Source organism: Pseudomonas sp. Pse79 (assembly GCF_024519615.1).
Taxonomy (GTDB): domain Bacteria; phylum Pseudomonadota; class Gammaproteobacteria; order Pseudomonadales; family Pseudomonadaceae; genus Aquipseudomonas; species Aquipseudomonas veronii.
In genome coordinates, this window is sequence record NZ_JALJRR010000019.1 from 61,758 (window position 1) to 78,268 (window position 16,511).

Annotated in this window: 19 protein-coding genes; 13 read left to right on the top strand and 6 right to left on the bottom strand. The window is 60.0% G+C overall.

The genetic code is table 11. The annotated features are described in order from the left end of the window. Position 1: 1 nt before the first annotated feature. Positions 2–781: an IclR family transcriptional regulator gene (locus NR164_RS21950; protein WP_046384607.1), complete on the bottom strand. Its 780-nt coding sequence runs from the start codon at positions 779–781 to the stop codon at positions 2–4. 119 nt (positions 782–900) lie between these two features. Here NR164_RS21950 and hmgA point away from each other — a divergent pair, with 119 nt between their 5' ends. The 3 genes from hmgA to maiA are packed head-to-tail and all read left to right on the top strand — an operon-like array spanning position 901 to position 4,121. After that, positions 901–2,184: a homogentisate 1,2-dioxygenase gene (hmgA, locus tag NR164_RS21955; protein WP_017848674.1), complete on the top strand. Its 1,284-nt coding sequence runs from the start codon at positions 901–903 to the stop codon at positions 2,182–2,184. 3 nt (positions 2,185–2,187) lie between these two features. Continuing rightward, positions 2,188–3,474, top strand: a complete 1,287-nt coding sequence (fahA, locus tag NR164_RS21960; RefSeq protein WP_256823257.1) for a fumarylacetoacetase — start codon at positions 2,188–2,190, stop codon at positions 3,472–3,474. Positions 3,475–3,485: 11 nt separating this feature from the next. Continuing rightward, entirely contained in the window at positions 3,486–4,121 is a 636-nt protein-coding gene (maiA, locus tag NR164_RS21965; protein WP_057004295.1) for a maleylacetoacetate isomerase, read from the top strand. Between the two features lie 15 nt (positions 4,122–4,136). On the opposite strand, the gene NR164_RS21970 is transcribed toward maiA, so the two are convergent. Beyond that, the gene (locus NR164_RS21970; RefSeq protein ID WP_046488617.1) at positions 4,137–4,940 is read right to left on the bottom strand and encodes a SirB1 family protein; all 804 of its coding nucleotides are present in this window, start codon (positions 4,938–4,940) and stop codon (positions 4,137–4,139) included. 185 nt (positions 4,941–5,125) lie between these two features. On the opposite strand from NR164_RS21970, the gene NR164_RS21975 reads away from it, so the two are divergent. Next, positions 5,126–6,145, top strand: a complete 1,020-nt coding sequence (locus NR164_RS21975) for a Glu/Leu/Phe/Val dehydrogenase dimerization domain-containing protein (protein WP_017848678.1) — start codon at positions 5,126–5,128, stop codon at positions 6,143–6,145. A 55-nt stretch (positions 6,146–6,200) separates the two neighbouring features. Here NR164_RS21975 and NR164_RS21980 read toward each other — a convergent pair whose 3' ends face one another. Further along, the gene (locus NR164_RS21980; protein WP_010564043.1) at positions 6,201–6,461 is read right to left on the bottom strand and encodes a YebG family protein; all 261 of its coding nucleotides are present in this window, start codon (positions 6,459–6,461) and stop codon (positions 6,201–6,203) included. Positions 6,462–6,709: 248 nt separating this feature from the next. Here NR164_RS21980 and NR164_RS30630 point away from each other — a divergent pair, with 248 nt between their 5' ends. Further along, complete coding sequence (locus NR164_RS30630) at positions 6,710–6,916, top strand: hypothetical protein (RefSeq protein WP_372813100.1); 207 nt, start codon at positions 6,710–6,712, stop codon at positions 6,914–6,916. A gap of 89 nt (positions 6,917–7,005) precedes the next feature. Beyond that, positions 7,006–7,443, top strand: coding sequence for a phosphate-starvation-inducible protein PsiE (locus NR164_RS21990; RefSeq protein WP_057004297.1), 438 nt, complete (start codon positions 7,006–7,008; stop codon positions 7,441–7,443). A gap of 121 nt (positions 7,444–7,564) precedes the next feature. Here the strand turns inward: NR164_RS21990 and NR164_RS21995 are convergent, their stop codons facing one another. Beyond that, positions 7,565–8,782 (bottom strand): DNA cytosine methyltransferase, encoded by a 1,218-nt coding sequence (locus NR164_RS21995; protein WP_079442907.1) that lies wholly within the window; start codon positions 8,780–8,782, stop codon positions 7,565–7,567. Between the two features lie 90 nt (positions 8,783–8,872). Here NR164_RS21995 and NR164_RS22000 point away from each other — a divergent pair, with 90 nt between their 5' ends. Continuing rightward, a complete protein-coding gene (locus tag NR164_RS22000; protein ID WP_222941879.1) occupies positions 8,873–9,124 on the top strand; it encodes a helix-turn-helix domain-containing protein in 252 nt (83 codons plus the stop codon). A gap of 1 nt (position 9,125) precedes the next feature. Beyond that, positions 9,126–9,884 (top strand): hypothetical protein, encoded by a 759-nt coding sequence (locus tag NR164_RS22005; protein WP_256823258.1) that lies wholly within the window; start codon positions 9,126–9,128, stop codon positions 9,882–9,884. Between the two features lie 435 nt (positions 9,885–10,319). Here NR164_RS22005 and NR164_RS22010 read toward each other — a convergent pair whose 3' ends face one another. Beyond that, complete coding sequence (locus tag NR164_RS22010) at positions 10,320–10,637, bottom strand: DUF3509 domain-containing protein (RefSeq protein WP_256823259.1); 318 nt, start codon at positions 10,635–10,637, stop codon at positions 10,320–10,322. 569 nt (positions 10,638–11,206) lie between these two features. Between NR164_RS22010 and NR164_RS22015 the strand changes: the two genes are divergently transcribed. Beyond that, the gene (locus tag NR164_RS22015; RefSeq protein ID WP_046384600.1) at positions 11,207–11,617 is read left to right on the top strand and encodes an HPF/RaiA family ribosome-associated protein; all 411 of its coding nucleotides are present in this window, start codon (positions 11,207–11,209) and stop codon (positions 11,615–11,617) included. Positions 11,618–11,671: 54 nt separating this feature from the next. Here NR164_RS22015 and NR164_RS22020 read toward each other — a convergent pair whose 3' ends face one another. Further along, the gene (locus NR164_RS22020; protein ID WP_046384599.1) at positions 11,672–13,192 is read right to left on the bottom strand and encodes an MFS transporter; all 1,521 of its coding nucleotides are present in this window, start codon (positions 13,190–13,192) and stop codon (positions 11,672–11,674) included. Between the two features lie 106 nt (positions 13,193–13,298). Between NR164_RS22020 and NR164_RS22025 the strand changes: the two genes are divergently transcribed. The 4 genes from NR164_RS22025 to NR164_RS22040 all read left to right on the top strand — a co-directional run bounded on the left by NR164_RS22025 (position 13,299) and on the right by NR164_RS22040 (position 16,507). Beyond that, complete coding sequence (locus NR164_RS22025) at positions 13,299–14,210, top strand: LysR family transcriptional regulator (RefSeq protein WP_026139741.1); 912 nt, start codon at positions 13,299–13,301, stop codon at positions 14,208–14,210. Between the two features lie 96 nt (positions 14,211–14,306). Next, on the top strand, positions 14,307–14,609 hold the full coding sequence (locus tag NR164_RS22030; protein ID WP_046384598.1) for a DUF3649 domain-containing protein: 303 nt from the start codon (positions 14,307–14,309) through the stop codon (positions 14,607–14,609). Continuing rightward, the gene (locus tag NR164_RS22035; protein WP_046384597.1) at positions 14,606–16,180 is read left to right on the top strand and encodes a PepSY domain-containing protein; all 1,575 of its coding nucleotides are present in this window, start codon (positions 14,606–14,608) and stop codon (positions 16,178–16,180) included. Before NR164_RS22030 ends, NR164_RS22035 begins: the two co-directional genes overlap by 4 nt. Further along, positions 16,181–16,507: a DUF3325 domain-containing protein gene (locus NR164_RS22040; RefSeq protein WP_017844529.1), complete on the top strand. Its 327-nt coding sequence runs from the start codon at positions 16,181–16,183 to the stop codon at positions 16,505–16,507. Positions 16,508–16,511: the final 4 nt, after the last annotated feature.

A 16,511-nucleotide genomic window follows, 5' to 3' on the forward strand; every position in this document is an offset into this window, starting at 1 on the left:
TTCAGGGCTGGTAGCCCATCCGCCAACTCACCGCCCGGGTCGCCGCCAGCAGGCGCTGCGCCGCCGGGCCGTCTTCATCGGCATGGAACAGCGAGGTGGGGCCGACCACGGTCATCACCGCCGCCACCTGGCCGACCGCATTGAACACCGGCGCCGACAACGCATCCACACCCGGCATCAGCAGGCCATGCACAAAGTGCAAGCCACGCGCGCGGATCTGTTCGCAGGCGCTGGCGTAGGCCTGGTCGTCCGCCAGAGCGTGGGCGATGCCCGCCTGGATCTCGCGCTCGCGCAATTCGATGGTTTCCCGCGCTGGCAAAAAGGCGCTGAACACCAGCCCGGTGGATGAACTGAGCAGCGGCAACACCGAACCCAACTGCGTCACCACAGTGACCGCGCGCACCGCCGGTTCGATCTGCACCACGGTCGCACCCTGGTTGCCCCACACCGCCAGGAAGCAGGTTTCATTCAATTCGTCGCGCAGCTCGGCCAGGGGCAGGGCGCCGACTTTGAGCACGTCCATGCTGCCCAGTGCGGCGAGGCCCACGCGCAATGCTTCGCGGCCCAGGCCGTAATGGTTGGTGGCGCTGTTCTGCTCGGCGAAGCCCGACGCGATCAGGGCCTGGAGATAGCGGTGAACCTTGCTCGCCGGCATCTGCACATGCTCGGCCAGGCGCGACAGCGAGGTGGAGGGCGACAGTTCGGCCAGGGCCTTGAGGATGTCGGTGCCCACTTCGGCCGAGCGGACTTTCTGTTTACCGGTGTCGCGGGGCTTTTCCATGGGGCAACGGGAATCCGAGAGATGAGTGGGCGTCTTTATAGCTTGACGGTCGACAGTGATCAAATTACGTTATGCGTAACTGGATTACGATAAAAACAACTTCCGTCAGAGGATGATCCATGAACCTCGAATACCTCTCGGGCTTCGGCAATGAATTCGCCAGCGAAGCCCTGCCCGGCGCGCTGCCGGTCGGCCAGAACTCCCCGCAAAAAGCGCCTTACGGCCTGTACACCGAACTCTTCTCCGGCACGGCCTTCACCATGGTGCGCAGTGAAGCGCGCCGTACCTGGCTGTATCGCATCCAGCCGTCGGCCCATCATCCGGCGTTCGTCAAACTGGAGCGACAACTGGCTGGTGGGCCGCTGGGCGCGGTGACGCCGAATCGGCTGCGTTGGGACCCGTTGGCGATACCGAGCGAGCCGACCGACTTCATCGATGGCCTGGTCGGCATGGCGGCCAATGCCGGGGCGGAGCAACCGTCGGGCATCAGCATTTACCATTACGGCGCCAACCGTTCGATGCAGCGCGTGTTCTTCAACGCCGATGGCGAGCTGTTGATCGTGCCTGAGCAGGGCCGCTTGCGTATCGCCAGCGAACTCGGGGTGCTGGAGGTCGAGCCGTTGGAAATCGTCGTGCTGCCACGCGGCCTGAAATTCCGCGTCGAACTGCTGGATGCGCAGGCGCGCGGTTATGTCGCCGAAAACCACGGCGCCCCGCTGCGCCTGCCGGACCTCGGCCCGATCGGCAGCAACGGCCTGGCCAACCCGCGTGATTTTCTGACCCCGGTTGCTCACTACGAAGACCGCCAGCAGCCGACGACCCTGGTGCAGAAATTCCTCGGCGAACTGTGGGCCTGCGAACTCGACCATTCGCCCCTCGACGTCGTGGCCTGGCATGGCAACAACGTGCCGTACAAATACGACCTGCGTCGGTTCAATACGATCGGCACGGTAAGTTTCGATCATCCCGACCCGTCGATCTTCACCGTATTGACCTCGCCCACCAGCGTGCATGGCTTGGCCAACCTCGATTTCGTGATCTTCCCGCCGCGCTGGATGGTGGCCGAGAACACCTTCCGGCCGCCGTGGTTCCACCGCAACCTGATGAACGAATACATGGGCCTGATCCAGGGGGCCTACGACGCCAAGGCCGAAGGCTTCCTGCCCGGCGGCGCGTCGCTGCACAGCTGCATGAGCGCCCACGGCCCGGATGGCGAGACCTGCACCAAGGCGATCAATGTCGAGCTGGCCCCGCACAAGATCGATGACACCATGGCGTTCATGTTCGAGACCAGCCAAGTGCTGCGCCCGACGCGCTTCGCCCTGGACTGCCCGCAACTACAATCTGCTTATGACGCGTGCTGGGCCTCGCTGCCCGTCACCTTCGACCCGAACCGGAGATAACCCATGACGCAATCAACGCTCGCCCGCAGTTGGGTCACCAGCGCCAACGGTCATCGTGATTTTCCCCTGCAAAACCTGCCGCTGGGGGTGTTCAGCATCAACGGCGCGGCGCCGCGCAGTGGCGTGGCGATCGGCGACTGCATTCTCGACCTGCTGGCCGCCCGCGATGCGTTTGACGGTGAAGCGCTGCGCGCCGTCGACGCCACTGCCGGCGGGCAATTGAACGCGTTCTTCGAGCTGGGCCGTGGCCCGCGCGTGGCCTTGCGCGAGCGCCTGTTGGCATTGCTCGGGGAGGGCAGCCCGCTGCAAGCACGCGAAGCCGAAGTGCTGCACCGCGCCGCCGATTGCCAGATGCACCTGCCCGCCAAGATCAATGACTACACCGACTTCTATGTCGGCATCGAACACGCGCAGAACGTCGGCAAACTGTTCCGCCCCGACAACCCGCTGCTGCCCAACTACAAGTACGTGCCGATCGGTTATCACGGCCGTGCATCGACCATTCGCCCGTCCGGCACCGAGGTGCGCCGCCCCAAAGGCCAGACCCTGCCGGCCGGCCAGACCGAGCCGAGCTTCGGCCCCTGCGCGCGGCTGGACTACGAGTTGGAGCTGGGCATCTGGATCGGCCAGGGCAATGCCATGGGCGACTCGATTGCCATTGGCGAGGCGGCCGAACACATTGCCGGTTTCTGCCTGCTCAACGACTGGTCGGCGCGGGATATCCAGGCCTGGGAGTACCAGCCGTTGGGGCCGTTCCTGTCGAAGAGTTTTATCACCAGCATCTCGCCGTGGGTGCTGACGGCCGAAGCGCTGGCGCCGTTCCGCCAGGCCCAACCGGCTCGTCCCGCAGGCGATCCGCAGCCGCTGCCGTACCTGCTGGATCAACGCGATCAGGCGGCGGGCGCGTTCAATATCGAGCTGGAGGTGCTGCTGACCACGGCGTCGATGCGTGAACAGAACCTGCCGCCCCAGCGCCTGACCCTGAGCAACACCCAGTACATGTACTGGACCGTGGCGCAAATGGTTGCGCATCACAGCGTCAATGGCTGCCAGTTGCAGGCCGGCGATCTGTTCGGTTCGGGCACCTTGTCCGGGCCGCAGCCGGGGCAGTTCGGCAGCCTGCTGGAGATCACCGAGGGCGGCAAGAAGCCGATTGAACTGGCGTCGGGCGAGGTGCGTAAATTCCTCGAAGACGGTGATGAAATCATCCTGCGCGGCCGTTGCAGCCGTGACGGTTTTGCCTCCATCGGCTTCGGCGAATGCCGTGGCACGGTGGTCGCGGCGCACTGAGGGGCAGGGCGATGGAGCTTTACACTTACTATCGGTCTACCGCGTCGTACCGGGTACGGATCGCGCTGGCGCTCAAGGGCCTGGATTTCACCGCCGTGCCGGTCAACCTTGTGGCGCCGGCGGGCGGCGCCCATCGCCAGCCGGAGTACCTGGCGATCAACCCGCAAGGTCGCGTCCCGGCGCTGCGCACCGATGACGGCGAACTATTGATCCAGTCGTCGGCGATCATCGAATACCTGGAGGAATGTTATCCACAGGTGCCGCTGCTGTCCCAGGACCTGGCAGCCCGCGCCCATGCGCGCGCGGTGGCGTCGATCATCGCCTGTGACATTCACCCGCTGCACAACTCCAGCACCCAGAACCTGTTGCGCCAGTGGGGCCATGATGAAACCCAGGTGCTGGCCTGGATCGGTCATTGGATCAGCCAGGGCTTGGACGCGGTCGAGCAGTTGATTGGCGATCACGGGTTTTGCTTTGGCGAGCAGCCGGGGCTGGCGGATGCGTTTCTGATTCCGCAGCTGTATGCCGCCGAGCGCTTCAAGGTGGCGTTGGCGGGGTATCCGCGTATCGGGCGGGTGGCGGCTTTGGCGGCGCAGCATCCGGCGTTTATCCAGGCGCACCCTGCCAACCAGCCTGATACACCCTAGACGCGCTCGTTGTGTTCAGTGAATCACTGAGTTGGGCGGCAAGTGGCCCAGCCGCTGGGTCAGGCGCAGGCGCTGGATCGGGTCTTCGCTGAGCAGCAGCGCGTGCTCCAGGTCGAAACGCTCGGCGCTTGGGCAGTCCAGGCGTTGATACAGGCTGGCCCGCGCCAGGTAATCGGCGGCGCTGGCATGGCCCAGTTCCAGCACGCGCTCGGCGTCGACCAGGGCGGCCAGCGGGTCGTCATTGGAGAGGTACAACTGGCGCAGGTTGCGCGACAGCCGTTGCAGGATCGAGCGTGGGCTGGCGGTGCGCAGGTGGTCGGCCTGCAGCTTGAGGTCGGGGCCGTATTGGCGTTGCAACAGTTCGCGGCAATCGTTGGGGTACAGGCGTCGGCCGCCGCAAGGGTCGAGCAGGTGATCGGCGCCGGGTACCCGCAGCAGGAAGTGGCCGGGGAAGTTGACGCCGACCATCGGGATATTCAGGCGTTGCGCCAGTTCCATCGCGATCAGCCCCATGGCCAGGGGTTGCCCGCGCTTGCGCTGCAACACCTTGTCCAGCAGCGCGGCGGCGGGGCGCAGCGGGGTGAAGTCATCCTGGGCGAACCCGAGGTCATTCAGGCGTCGCAGCAACGGCTGGCCGAGCTCATCCGCCGGCAACAGGGGCATGCCCAGGCTGACCTGCTGTTGCAGCACGTTGAGCTCCTGCAGGATCAACAGCGGTTGCACCGTTGGGTCATGCTCGGCCGCAATCCACAGCGCAGCTTCAAACAGCGCAGGGGGCGAACGTTCCAGGCAGGCGAAAAAGGCGTGACGGGGGTTCATTGCATTCTCCGGCGGATGCTCCCGTTTTAGCCTTGCTGAGAATTTTCGTCCAGTAGCTTGAGAGATATCCTACTTGCTTATGTCGCAGGCCCCGCAAAACCGGGTGGCTTATTCCCGCGCACTTCGGCAGTTTTCTGCCGCAGGCCTATACTTGGCGACACCAGAAGTGATTCGGGAGCTTGACGATGTTTGCTCTCATGCACAGCACCCGCCTTGAATCGCTGCACCTAAGCATCGACCCGACGACCGGGTTGAAGGCGATCATAGCCATCCACAACAGCCGCCTGGGGCCTGCCCTGGGTGGTTGTCGTTACCTCGCATATCCCGACGACGAAAGCGCGGTGGCCGACGCCGCACGCCTGGCCCAAGGCATGAGCTACAAGGCCGCCCTGGCGGGTTTGCCGGTAGGCGGTGGTTGCGCCGTGATCCTGCGCCCCGCCCATGTGGAAAGCCGCGCAGCCCTGTTTGAAGCCTTCGGGCGATGTGTCGAGCAACTTGATGGCCGCTATATCACCGCCATCGACAGCGGCACCTCGGTGGCCGACATGGATTGCATTGCCCAGCAAACCCGCTTCGTCACCAGCACCACCGCCGCCGGCGACCCTGCGCCCCATGCCGCCATGGGCGTATTCGCCGGCATCCGCACCACCGCGATGGCGCGCCTGGGCAGCGACAATCTCGAAGGCTTGCGCGTGGCGATCCAGGGCCTGGGCAACGTCGGTTACGCCCTCGCCGAACAACTGCATGCCGCCGGCGCCGAACTGCTGGTCAGCGACATCGACCAAGGCAAAGTGCAACTGGCCATGGAGCAACTCGGCGCACACCCGATCGCCAATGACGCCTTGCTCAGCACCCCCTGCGACATCCTCGCGCCCTGCGGCCTCGGCGCCGTGTTCAATCGCAACAGCGTCGGCCAACTGCGTTGCGCCGCCGTGGCCGGTTCCGCCAGTGCGCAACTGACCAACCTGCAAGTCGCCGACCAGTTGGAAGGGCGCGGCATCCTCTACGCCCCGGACTATGTGATCAACTCCGGTGGCCTGATCTACGTCGCCCTCAAGCACAGCGGCGCCGAACTGCCGACCATCACCGCGCACCTGTCGAACATCGGCACGCGCCTGACCGAAATCTTCGCCCACGCCCAGGCCGAAAAACGCTCCCCTGCACGGGTCGCCGATGAACTGGCCGAGCGCCTGCTTTACCGCTAGCCCACGCATTAAAAAGGCCCTGAATCATCGATTCAGGGCCTGTTCAATTCGGACTTTATTCCGCCGGCGGGTTCAGCAACTCGGACAGCGCGTCCGGTTGGCTCTTGAACGCCTTGGCAAAGACATCGCGGTTTTTCGCCATGTAGATCCCGGCCTCTTCAACCTGCTGCTCGCTCAACGACGGCACGGCTTTTTGCAACACTTCTGCGAGCAACTCAGCGAGTTCAAGCATCTTGTCATGACGGTCAGCTTCGGCTTTATCCATGAACAAACGCTCCAGATCTCGGCTGCTGCGGTATACCACTTCGACGGCCATTCACCACCTCACATGCCTTCACGATAGTTGTCTTTTGCGACTACTGTATTTATATACAGCTAAAAGGGTAAGCCAAACCGTGGGGTTTGGGTAGCAGTTTTTTAATGTAGCCCGGAAATACAGGTTTGGAGTGTCTCATGTCACCCCGCCATCATCTTACCCCTGCCGCTGGCCTTTTTTCTGCATGCAGAACAACCGTCACGTCCAAGCGGCACTATCCGGTCGAGCCGACCTAAGGAAGCATCATCGTGAAAATCAACCGGGTCGAAAAGCTGCGTCAGAATGTCCGCGGGCTGGCTGAGTCGATGGGCAATCTGTTTGTCGAGTCGTTCGACTACCTGGCGTTGGCCGCCATGTTCTGGATTTACTTCAAGAGCAAGGTCAAGTTTACTTATATCCTTAACGTTGGCCTGTTTTTAGGAAGAACTCCGCAAGATCAATTTGTTACTGTGTAGCCTCGGATACGGGGGCTGGATGAGCCGTGCGGTAGAGGCAATGCGTGGTCTTTTTTTTCGGTTTGACGTGCGATGGGGAGTGGAAAGTTATGAAGTGGGCAGATCGGATGCGGGTGCGGCTTCATGCGGGGGCTAATAGCTTAGGGAACCTGAGTGTAGAGTTTTTTCACTATCTAGCATTGTTCGCAATTGGCGCAATCACCGTATGGGCGGGTATTTCGGCGTTTGTTGATATGCTGCATCAAGAGAAAGTCAGTGTCGATGACATCTTGCTGCTTTTCATTTATCTCGAATTACTCGCCATGTCGGGTATCTATTTTAAAACGAATCATATGCCATTGAGGTTCCTCCTTTACATTGGAGTGACGGCATTGATTCGGCTACTGATTAGCGATGTGTCGCACCACAAAGCTCCTGATGAAGGGATTCTGTATATCAGTGGCGGCGTTCTGCTTCTCGCTTTTTCGATTCTGGTTGTAAGGTATTCTTCGTCAAAATATCCATCCGTGAAAGAAAGGAGTGATTGAGTGTCAAGGTTGTTTTGGGGTTGAGTGTTTTTGTTGTTGGGGGTAATTCAATGTGCTGAGACTGTTTGTTGTATGACGGTGGTGACTATGAAGGAGGATTTTCCTTCATAGTTACGTTGAATTATTGCGTCAGGTGGCTAAGGCTATCCTTATCTAATAGATCCGCTATCGCCTGTCCAAAAGCCTGAGCCATAAGAGGGGGGACAGCGTTGCCTATCATCTGAGACACAGGGTTTATCAAATCAGGAAATACAAAATCGTCATCGAAGCTTTGCAACCGCGCGGCCTCACGCATGGTAATTGCTCTATCCTCGACTGGATGTGCGAATCTACCCGAACCGACATGATAAACCCATGTGGTGATTGTCAATGCCGGCTCGTTCCAGTCGAGCCTTCTATAGGCACTGCCATAGAAGCTTCGAGTTTGTAAGCTTTCATCGACATGTTTCATTCTGCCTGTACCTACCGCGTTGATACGCTGTAAGCTCTTTTCACTGAGAATTCTCGCAATATGGTTGCGAACTTCACCTGATTTTGAACGCATCAAGGTCGCAAACGCATTCTGACTTTTCCTGTTGTAGGGGAGTCGCGTCCCTTGTACATAAGAGGGTTCAGGAAGGTCACCAATCGCATCGCTGACAGTGTTGTAAGGCTTGTCGGCAATAAGGTCCAGTTGGTTGCTGCTGGGTTTGACATGCGTAGGGGTAGGGAAAGGTAGCTTCGATGTTGGGATATCCATATAGCCGCGATGGATGCCAATAAATATTACCCGGTTGCGGATTTGAGGCACTCCATAATCGGCCGCACAAACCTTTCTGTAATCGGCGGTGTAACCCAACTCATCTAATCGCTTTAATAAGTCTTCGGCAAATCGCCCTCCACCGAAACTCAGAAACTCTCTAACGTTTTCAATAAGAACAACCTTAGGCCTCAAGGTCTCAATGGTGCTCAAAAATGCACGGTATAAATGGTTTCTCGGGTCGTCATAGAAGCGTTTTACCCCGCACTCCTCGTACTGCCGAACGCCATTTCTACTGAAACCTTGGCAGGGTGGGCCGCCCACCAATAAGTCCAGTTCTCCGGGAGTATCCAAGCCTGTAGGGCGTAGCCAATCACTGATGTTCTTTGTTGCGTCTGGTCCCGCTATTTCTCTTATATCGCCTTGGTACGAAAGTGGCGGAGACCCTGCTGAATTGAGATGGTTGGCCACAAATGTCCGTATTGGATGTGCTTCTATCTCGACCCCAGCTTCAATTGAGTAGCGCCCAGTGCGCTCAAGTCCCCTGCTGATTCCACCGCACCCACAAAAAAGGTCAATAACGCGATATTTTTTTTTCATTTCAAAAGGTACTGATAGTCCGTGGATTCATGGTCTTCATGTCCGGACTATACGCATCTCATGAGAGGGGTGCAAATGACAGCTGACGATATGTGGGGGGCCAAGGTAAAACAGGCTTTTGGTGATCGACTCCGGGGTCTACGCCATCAGCTATCTATTACCCAAGAAGGCTTGGCGCTCCGGTGTGGACTTGACCGTAGCTATGTCGGTCAAGTCGAGAGAGGGGAGCGAAATATTAGTCTTGAGAATATTTATCGACTTGCGGAGGGGTTGGGCATTCCTCCCAGTGAACTACTAGTGGAATTAGACGGTTTAACCAAGAATACAAGTTCTGGAGTGTAAGGTGAGCTATCTCTCGAAAGATCAGCTGGTGGAGCTGTCACGTCTGCTTAGAACTTTTTTCTGTTTGCCGTACTCGACCGATTTGGATGGCAAGGATGCAGAAACGTTAATCAGAATCGTAAAGAAAGCAGTTGGTCCCAGGTCGAAACGCAAGGAGCTTTTCGATATTATCGATGGGGATGTTGGGTATTCTGTTAAAACTTTATTCAAAAGTCCCAATGCGGTCAGGGTGGATCTTCAAGAGCAGCGATTTTGTGATGTGGATGAAGTTCGGGTTTTGCGTGCGGCGGGTGGTGATAATGCCGCAGCTCAAGGGAAAATACTTTTGAACTATATGTACTCTCGAATCAAGGAGCAGATGGATGAGCGCGGTATAAAAACTGCTAAATCCTTAATTCTTTTGAAGCACTGGAATGCCAGTCGTACCGAGTTTGAGTTTGTTTATTGGGAAGAGGATTTTTTAGGGTTTGTCGAAAACCTGCTTGTTCGTGACGAGGCAGGCGAAATTGAATGGGTGATTCAAGGTGCGGGTCTCCATGCCAGGGACCGGTTGAGGCTCGCGCAGAAACGCGGCAAGAGCGAATCAGATCCTGAGGCCGTCAGGATGCTGCGAATGCATTATAAGCATAACCAGATATTTACAGATCACGATATTCCAGTGGAGGCTGACAGGATTTCGTTTTCCGCTTCTCCCTTGTCGTGGGATGATACGAATAGTTTGATCGATCTACACTTTGCTAATCAGCTTCGTGCTAATTAGTGCATAGATGCCGAGCTGGTTTTCCAGCTCGAATTTCTTTCCTGTTGCATTCTCTCGTTCGCTGGATTATTGGAAGTTATTCCGTTCGCGTATTGGTGCTTTACTGGGGCTGCGGCTGAACAGCTCATTGCATCAAGGGCCGATAATTGCGCGGGATACGTCTGGACGGTCAGCGTTTATTTCTTAAATATAGCTGTTCTACCGAACGCTATCGATTATTGAAATATAGAGAAGTCGGTGCGAGTTTAAGACGCGTTTCGAGTAAGACACAGCTAGTCGATGGCTTGATGCACTCGAGAATGAATCGTCCATCCCTCTCGCGCAGTTCTGTCAGTCTCGGTGGTGATCAAAAACGTACCCATGGTTATTCTTCGGCGTTTCCGTCGGTGAAGGTGCAAGGCCCGCGCCGCATGGGTGAGAGCCCTGAAACAGCGTTTAAAACCTGACGCTCAAGGGCAGGGCGCGGGTGGGCGGTCGCTGCAACAGCTTGTGACTGTCCCCGTCCGTCATCACTGCCAGGATTTCCATGGCGCTGTGGCCCTGCTCGATGGCAATGCCGAACTGGATGCTTTGCACCAGGCGCTTGAGCCGTTGCGGGTCGTTGCGTTGTGCGGCGCTGATCATGCGCTTGACCACCACGCCCTGCTCATTCGAGAGGGTCAGCATGATGCTGCCATCCAGGCGCTGGATGCTCAGGTTGACCCGGTATTGTGGGGTGAAGGTGTCGGTGATGATCTGAAAAGGATTGTCCATGGTGCGTTACCGCCTGATAAGAACATGCAGTCATTGACGACCGAGGTCTGGATTAGTTCGCGTTGCCTGACCACCGGCCACTCCGTCGCTGAGGGTTCACAACATCCGTTTGCCTCATCAGCTGTACAGCAAGGGCCGTGCCGTACAGCGACCTGTCTGACGCTGGAACACACCTGTGGGAGAGGGCTGGCCCGCGATTGCGGGGGATCAGCTCATGAATCCTCGGCTGAGAGACGGCTATCGCGGGCGAGCCGGTTCCCACATGGGTTGGCGTCGTGCTTTGTTTCAGGGCAATAGCGAGAATGCGGTGCATGATTGGTCGGCGGCGCAAGCAGGCGCGCGCGGGGCAACGATGAAGATTGCGGGGGGTAGGAAGATGTAACTAACTCCCCACCCTACCAGCGTTTTTGCTTGTAGTCAGGGTTAATTTGTAATGTGGGATTTATCTTTGCAAAGGGGTTGAATTGTTTCTCTGACTGCTCAATTGTGTAATCAAGAGGTCATGGTTTCACCACCCCGGTGTTGCAGTTTGTGACCTCTCGCGAGCTAGCTGAAATAAGGGAAGAACTATGCAAATCCAAGTCAATAGCGATAACCATATTGAAAGCAGCATCCGACTGGAGGAGTGGGTACGTAATACCATTGAAAGCACGCTCGAACGTTATGAAGAAGACCTGACCCGCGTTGAGGTCTACCTGCGGGATGAGAACGGCGACAAGCCCGGTCCCCACGATTTAAGCTGCCGCCTGGAAGCACGGCCAAAGGGCCATCAACCGCTTTCGGTGCTGCATAAAGCCGATACGCTGGAACTGGCGATCGACGGTGCCGCGACCAAGCTGGACCATGCGTTGGAACACTTGTTCGGCAAACTGCAAGGCAAGCCACGCGCTGCCGCGAAAAATGTGCCGGCCAACAAAGTGAATGATGACGCGCTTGAAGAGGAATTCCTGGAAAACGAAAACGCTGCAATTAACAGCTGACAGTTTTTTCATTCCCCACTGAGAACGGGCCTGCAGATGCAGGCCCGTTTTTGTTTACCTGCTGCGTCGGAAAAAATACCCGCTCAACCACGCCAACCCACACGCCCCTACGCCCGCAAACAACATCGCCCAACCTGCGCCGTGGCGCAGCGCCGCTTGGGCATCCGCGCGCGCCAGCCCCATCGAGCTCAGCACTTCCAGCTTGCCCGCTGCAATGTGCTGACTGATCGCGGGCCAATCCAGTGCGCTGGTTTCGGGCAGCACTTCGGCCAGTTGATGGCTGATCCCCAGCAAGAGCACCAAACCCATCAGCGCAATATTCAGCGCCAGGGTGATCAGCCGCGCACTGAGGTCGATACCCGAGGCCATGCCGGCGCGATCCGCCGAGACCGAGCCGGTGGTGGTGTTGGTGGTCGGTGAGTTGGTCAGCGCCAAGCCCACGCCGGCCATCGCGCAACTGAACAGCACCAGCACGATGTTTGGATGCGCGGCGCCATTGGCGGCGGCCATGGCCAGAAAGCCGGTGCCCATCACCCCCAGGCCCAGCGGGATGATGCGTGCGGCGCCGTAGCGCAGGGCCAGGCGTTCGGCCAGCGGCGGTACCAGCAAGGTGGGCAGGGTATAGGCGAGCAGGGCGCTGCCGGTGGTCAGGGTGTCGTAGCCCAGGCCCGCCTGGAAGTACAACGGCAGGTAGATCATGAACGGCCAGAAGCTGAAGTTCATGCCGATCGACCCCATCAACGCGCCGTTGAAGCGTTGGATGCGAAACACCGAAAAATCGAACATCGGATGGGCGCTGCGCCGCTCAATCAAGCTGAACAGCAGCAGCGCGGCCAGCGACAGACCGGCCCAGCCCAGCATGGCCGGTGCGCCAAAGCCATTCTCGGTGCCTTGGGTGATGAAATAAACCAACGCAAACACCGACAGCGTCAAGGTGAGCATGCCGGCGATATCGAGGCGATGGCTAGCCGGGTCGCGCGACTCCTGCACGCTGACATGCAGCAGCACCAGAGTCAGCAAGGTCAGCGGCACATGTACGAGAAACACCCAGCGCCAGTCCGCCACCGCCAGGATCAACGCCCCGACCATCGGCCCGAAGCCCAGGCCCAGGCCCGCGATCACGCCCCACACCGCAAAAGCCCGCGCCCGCGCCGCCGGTTCACGGAACTGGTGCGACAAAATTGCGAACTGGCAGATCATCATCGCCCCGGCGCCCACGCCCTGGACGAAACGCGCGGTGATCAGCAGGGACGCGTCTTCAGCCAGCCCGCAGGCCAGTGAGGCCAAGCCAAACAGCCACAGGCACAGCACCAGCATGCGTCGCCGGCCAAAGCGGTCGGCCAGCGTGCCGGCAGCCATCAGTACGCTGGTGCAGGCCAGGGTGTAGGCGTTCATGATCCATTGGGCATCCTGGAAACCCGTGCCCAATTGTTGTTCCAGCGTGGGCAGGATCACCGGCACGCTGGAGATTTCCAGGCCGAACATCAGCGCCACCAGGCACACGGCGGTGAGGGCGAGCGCGTTTCTGGCGGAGCTTGATGGGCTGACAGCCGATACAGCGACGGCGGGAGGCATGGGGTCTTCCTTTCGAGAGGTGGAGCGTGTCATTCTCGCGGGAAGTGGATTCTTTATTCGTGACAAGTTTTCCTTCAATCAGGGAATCAAAGGCGACAATTACAGCATGGCCACCCCACGTTTTGATGGTGTTGAACTCTTTCTGCAGATCGTCGAGAGCGGCAACCTGACCGAAGCCGCCGAACGGCTGAACCTCACCCGTTCGGCCGTGGGCAAAGGCTTGGCGCGCCTCGAGGCGCGCCTGGGCACGTGCCTGTTGCAGCGCTCCACCCGCCGTCAGCGGTTGACTGAGGACGGGCAGGCTTATTACGAGCATTGCCTGCGCGCGCTGGCCGAGCTGGAAGCGGCCGAATCCGTGCTCGAAAGCGGTCGGCAGCAGCCTCGCGGGCGCTTGAGGGCGAGCTTGCCGCTGGCTTTCGGGCATCACTACGCGGCGCCGGCGTTGTGGGGCTTGCTGGATCGTTTTGCGCAGTTGGAGATTGATATTTCGTTTTCTGACCGGCTGATCGACGTGGCCCAGGAAGGCTTCGACCTGGCGGTGCGAATCGGCGCGTTACCCGACACCGACCGCTTGAGCGCGCGGCGCCTGGGCGAACAGGCCATCGGCCTGGCGGCGGCGCCGGCGTATTTGCGCCGCGTCGGTCGAATCGAGTGTCTCGAGGATTTGGCCGGGCACCGCGGCATTGCCTACCGCTGCAATGCGCCACGCCTGGAGTGGGAACTCAATGATGCCCAAGGCCGCCCGCACCGCGCGCGGGTCGCCTCGCCGCTGATGATGGACGACCTCCAGGCCGTGGCCGATGCCGCCATCGCTGGCGTGGGCCTGGCCTGGTTGCCGAGCTGGCTGATCGCGCACTATGTGCTGCGCGGGCAGTTGGAAGCGGTACTGCCGAGCTACCGCGAGCAACCCGCGCCGATCCATGTGATCTGGCCCACCGCGGCGCACATGCCGGCCAAGACGCGCTGCGCCATCGACGCCCTGGTCGCGGGCACCCCGAGTTGCCTGGCGGGCAGCTAGATCTCACGCCTTCGAGCAGGTGATTCATCCGTTCTCTTTTGCTTATGAGAATATTTATCATTAATATTGCGCTCTGATGAACCTGGCGCTCCCCGCATGAAAAGCAAAACCTCGCTTCCCGCCGCTTACCGCCTCGCTGTCACGTCACGCGCATTGGCCGCTGTGGTCGGCGGCTATCTGATGGCGTCTCTGGCCGCCGTCTGTCTGGCGCTGTGGCTGCCCACGTCCCGCGCCGACGCAGTGATCACCGGGATGATGAGTTCGTTTGTGTTCTACCTGTTGGCGGTGCTGTGGTGCTTTGCCTGCCGCACGGCATGGCGTGCCTGGTGTGGCGTGATGCTGCCGAGCGCGTTGTTCGCGACCCTGGCAGGTGTGGGTGTATGGATGGCACGCACATGAAAGAAGGATTCCGCCAGGCCATGGCCTGGTTGCACACTTGGGCCGGACTGATCTTTGGCTGGCTGCTGTTTGCGATTTTCCTGACGGGCACCTTGTCGTATTTCAAGGATGAAATCAGCCATTGGACCCAGCCCGAAGTGCAGGCCAGGCCGTTGGACGATGGGCGCAGCCTCGCGGTGGCCCAAGCCTACCTGCAGCGGCAGGCGCCCACCGCCGCGCGCTGGATTATCACCTTGCCGAACAGCCGCGACCCTGGCCTGTCGGTGATGTGGCAAGACAAGGTCGACCCGGGCAAACGCGGCAACTTCATCCAGAAAGTCCTCGACCCGGTCAGCGGCCAAGCCGTGCAAGCCCGCGAAAGCATGGGCGGCGAGTTCTTCTATCGCTTCCACTTCCAGCTGCAAATGCCGTACCCCTGGGGCCGCTGGTTATCCACCTTCGCCGCGATGGTGATGTTGGTCGCGTTGATCACCGGCATCATCACCCACAAAAAAATCTTCAAGGACTTCTTCACCTTCCGCCCCCGCAAGGGCCAGCGCTCCTGGCTCGACGGGCATAACGCCGTGGGCGTGCTGGTGCTGCCGTTTCATTTGATGATCACCTACAGCAGCCTGGTGATCTTCATGAGCATGGTCATGCCGGCCCCGATCGTGGCCTCTTACGGCAACGACAGCCGGGCCTTCTTCAACGAGGTGTTCCCCGCCACCGACAACGCCCCGGCGCTGGGCCAGCCCGGCACATTGTTGCCGTTGCTGCCGATGTACGAACAGGCGCGGGCGCAGTGGGCGGGCGGGCATGTCGGGCGCTTGGTGGTGAATAACCCGAGTGATGCGAATGCCTCGGTCAATGTGGTCCGCGCCGGCGCCGACCGCGTGGTGCATGATTTCGGCAGCACCGTGTCGTTCAACGGCAGTACCGGCGAGCGGCTGCGGGTCAGCGCCGAGCAATCGCTGCCGGCGGCGATCGGTGGCAGTTTCTATGGCCTGCACATGGGCCGTTTCGCCGGCCCGGTGTTGCGCTGGCTGTACTTTATCTGTGGGCTGGCGGGCACCGCGATGATCGGCACCGGCCTGGTGATCTGGCTCGGCAAGCGCCAGCTCAAGCACGCCAAAACCGGTGGCATGCCGTTTGAGCTGCGCCTGGTCGAAGTGCTCAATATTGCCAGCATGTCCGGGTTGTTGATCGCCATCGCGGCGTTCTTCTGGGCCAACCGTTTGTTGCCAGTGAGCTTCGCCCAGCGCGCCGACTGGGAAGTGCAAATGTTCTTTATCGCGTGGGGCCTGAGCCTGTTGCACGCCATGCTGCGCCGAGGGCGCCAGGCCTGGGTCGAGCAACTGAGCGTTGGCGCGCTGTTGTTTGGCGCGATCCCTGCGCTCAACGCGCTGACCACCTCGCACCACTTGGGCGCGTCACTGGCGACGGGCGACTGGGCCATGGCCGGCTTCGACCTGACGTGCCTGGGCAGCGGTGTATTCCTCGCCTGGGCCGCCTGGAAGATGCACCACCGCACGGCGCCCCAGCCCAAGGCCGAACGGGCGCGGGCGCTCACTCTCAAACCGGAGGCGCATTGAATGCTGCTTGCATGGCTGATGTGCTACGTCGGGTTTACCGCACTGTGCCTGTCCACCGACCGTCACCATGGCGAGCTGCTGCGCAGCAAGCCGTCGCCGCGCCGCCGCCTGGGGTTGCGCGCGGCCGGCGGGGGGTGCTTGACGCTATCGATCTGGCCAGCGGTGGCTGCCTCGGGGTGGGCCCAAGGCCTGGTGGAGTGGTGCGCGGTGTTGATGCTCAGCGCGCTGCTGCTGGTGCTGCTGTTGCCGTATTGGCCGAGGTTGGCCTTGAGCCTGGCGGGCGTCGGCCTGCTGGCCGGTCCCGTCGCAGCCTTTGCCACCCTGTGAGCCG

What these genes read in the sequence shown, in the direction of transcription:
- NR164_RS21950 (WP_046384607.1), bottom strand. Translation starts at nt 781, where the DNA reads ATGGAAAAGCCCCGCGACACCGGTAAACAGAAAGTCCGCTCGGCCGAA.
- hmgA (WP_017848674.1), top strand. Translation starts at nt 901, where the DNA reads ATGAACCTCGAATACCTCTCGGGCTTCGGCAATGAATTCGCCAGCGAA.
- fahA (WP_256823257.1), top strand. Translation starts at nt 2,188, where the DNA reads ATGACGCAATCAACGCTCGCCCGCAGTTGGGTCACCAGCGCCAACGGT.
- maiA (WP_057004295.1), top strand. Translation starts at nt 3,486, where the DNA reads ATGGAGCTTTACACTTACTATCGGTCTACCGCGTCGTACCGGGTACGG.
- NR164_RS21970 (WP_046488617.1), bottom strand. Translation starts at nt 4,940, where the DNA reads ATGAACCCCCGTCACGCCTTTTTCGCCTGCCTGGAACGTTCGCCCCCT.
- NR164_RS21975 (WP_017848678.1), top strand. Translation starts at nt 5,126, where the DNA reads ATGTTTGCTCTCATGCACAGCACCCGCCTTGAATCGCTGCACCTAAGC.
- NR164_RS21980 (WP_010564043.1), bottom strand. Translation starts at nt 6,461, where the DNA reads ATGGCCGTCGAAGTGGTATACCGCAGCAGCCGAGATCTGGAGCGTTTG.
- NR164_RS21990 (WP_057004297.1), top strand. Translation starts at nt 7,006, where the DNA reads ATGAAGTGGGCAGATCGGATGCGGGTGCGGCTTCATGCGGGGGCTAAT.
- NR164_RS21995 (WP_079442907.1), bottom strand. Translation starts at nt 8,782, where the DNA reads ATGAAAAAAAAATATCGCGTTATTGACCTTTTTTGTGGGTGCGGTGGA.
- NR164_RS22000 (WP_222941879.1), top strand. Translation starts at nt 8,873, where the DNA reads ATGTGGGGGGCCAAGGTAAAACAGGCTTTTGGTGATCGACTCCGGGGT.
- NR164_RS22010 (WP_256823259.1), bottom strand. Translation starts at nt 10,637, where the DNA reads ATGGACAATCCTTTTCAGATCATCACCGACACCTTCACCCCACAATAC.
- NR164_RS22015 (WP_046384600.1), top strand. Translation starts at nt 11,207, where the DNA reads ATGCAAATCCAAGTCAATAGCGATAACCATATTGAAAGCAGCATCCGA.
- NR164_RS22020 (WP_046384599.1), bottom strand. Translation starts at nt 13,192, where the DNA reads ATGCCTCCCGCCGTCGCTGTATCGGCTGTCAGCCCATCAAGCTCCGCC.
- NR164_RS22025 (WP_026139741.1), top strand. Translation starts at nt 13,299, where the DNA reads ATGGCCACCCCACGTTTTGATGGTGTTGAACTCTTTCTGCAGATCGTC.
- NR164_RS22030 (WP_046384598.1), top strand. Translation starts at nt 14,307, where the DNA reads ATGAAAAGCAAAACCTCGCTTCCCGCCGCTTACCGCCTCGCTGTCACG.
- NR164_RS22035 (WP_046384597.1), top strand. Translation starts at nt 14,606, where the DNA reads ATGAAAGAAGGATTCCGCCAGGCCATGGCCTGGTTGCACACTTGGGCC.
- NR164_RS22040 (WP_017844529.1), top strand. Translation starts at nt 16,181, where the DNA reads ATGCTGCTTGCATGGCTGATGTGCTACGTCGGGTTTACCGCACTGTGC.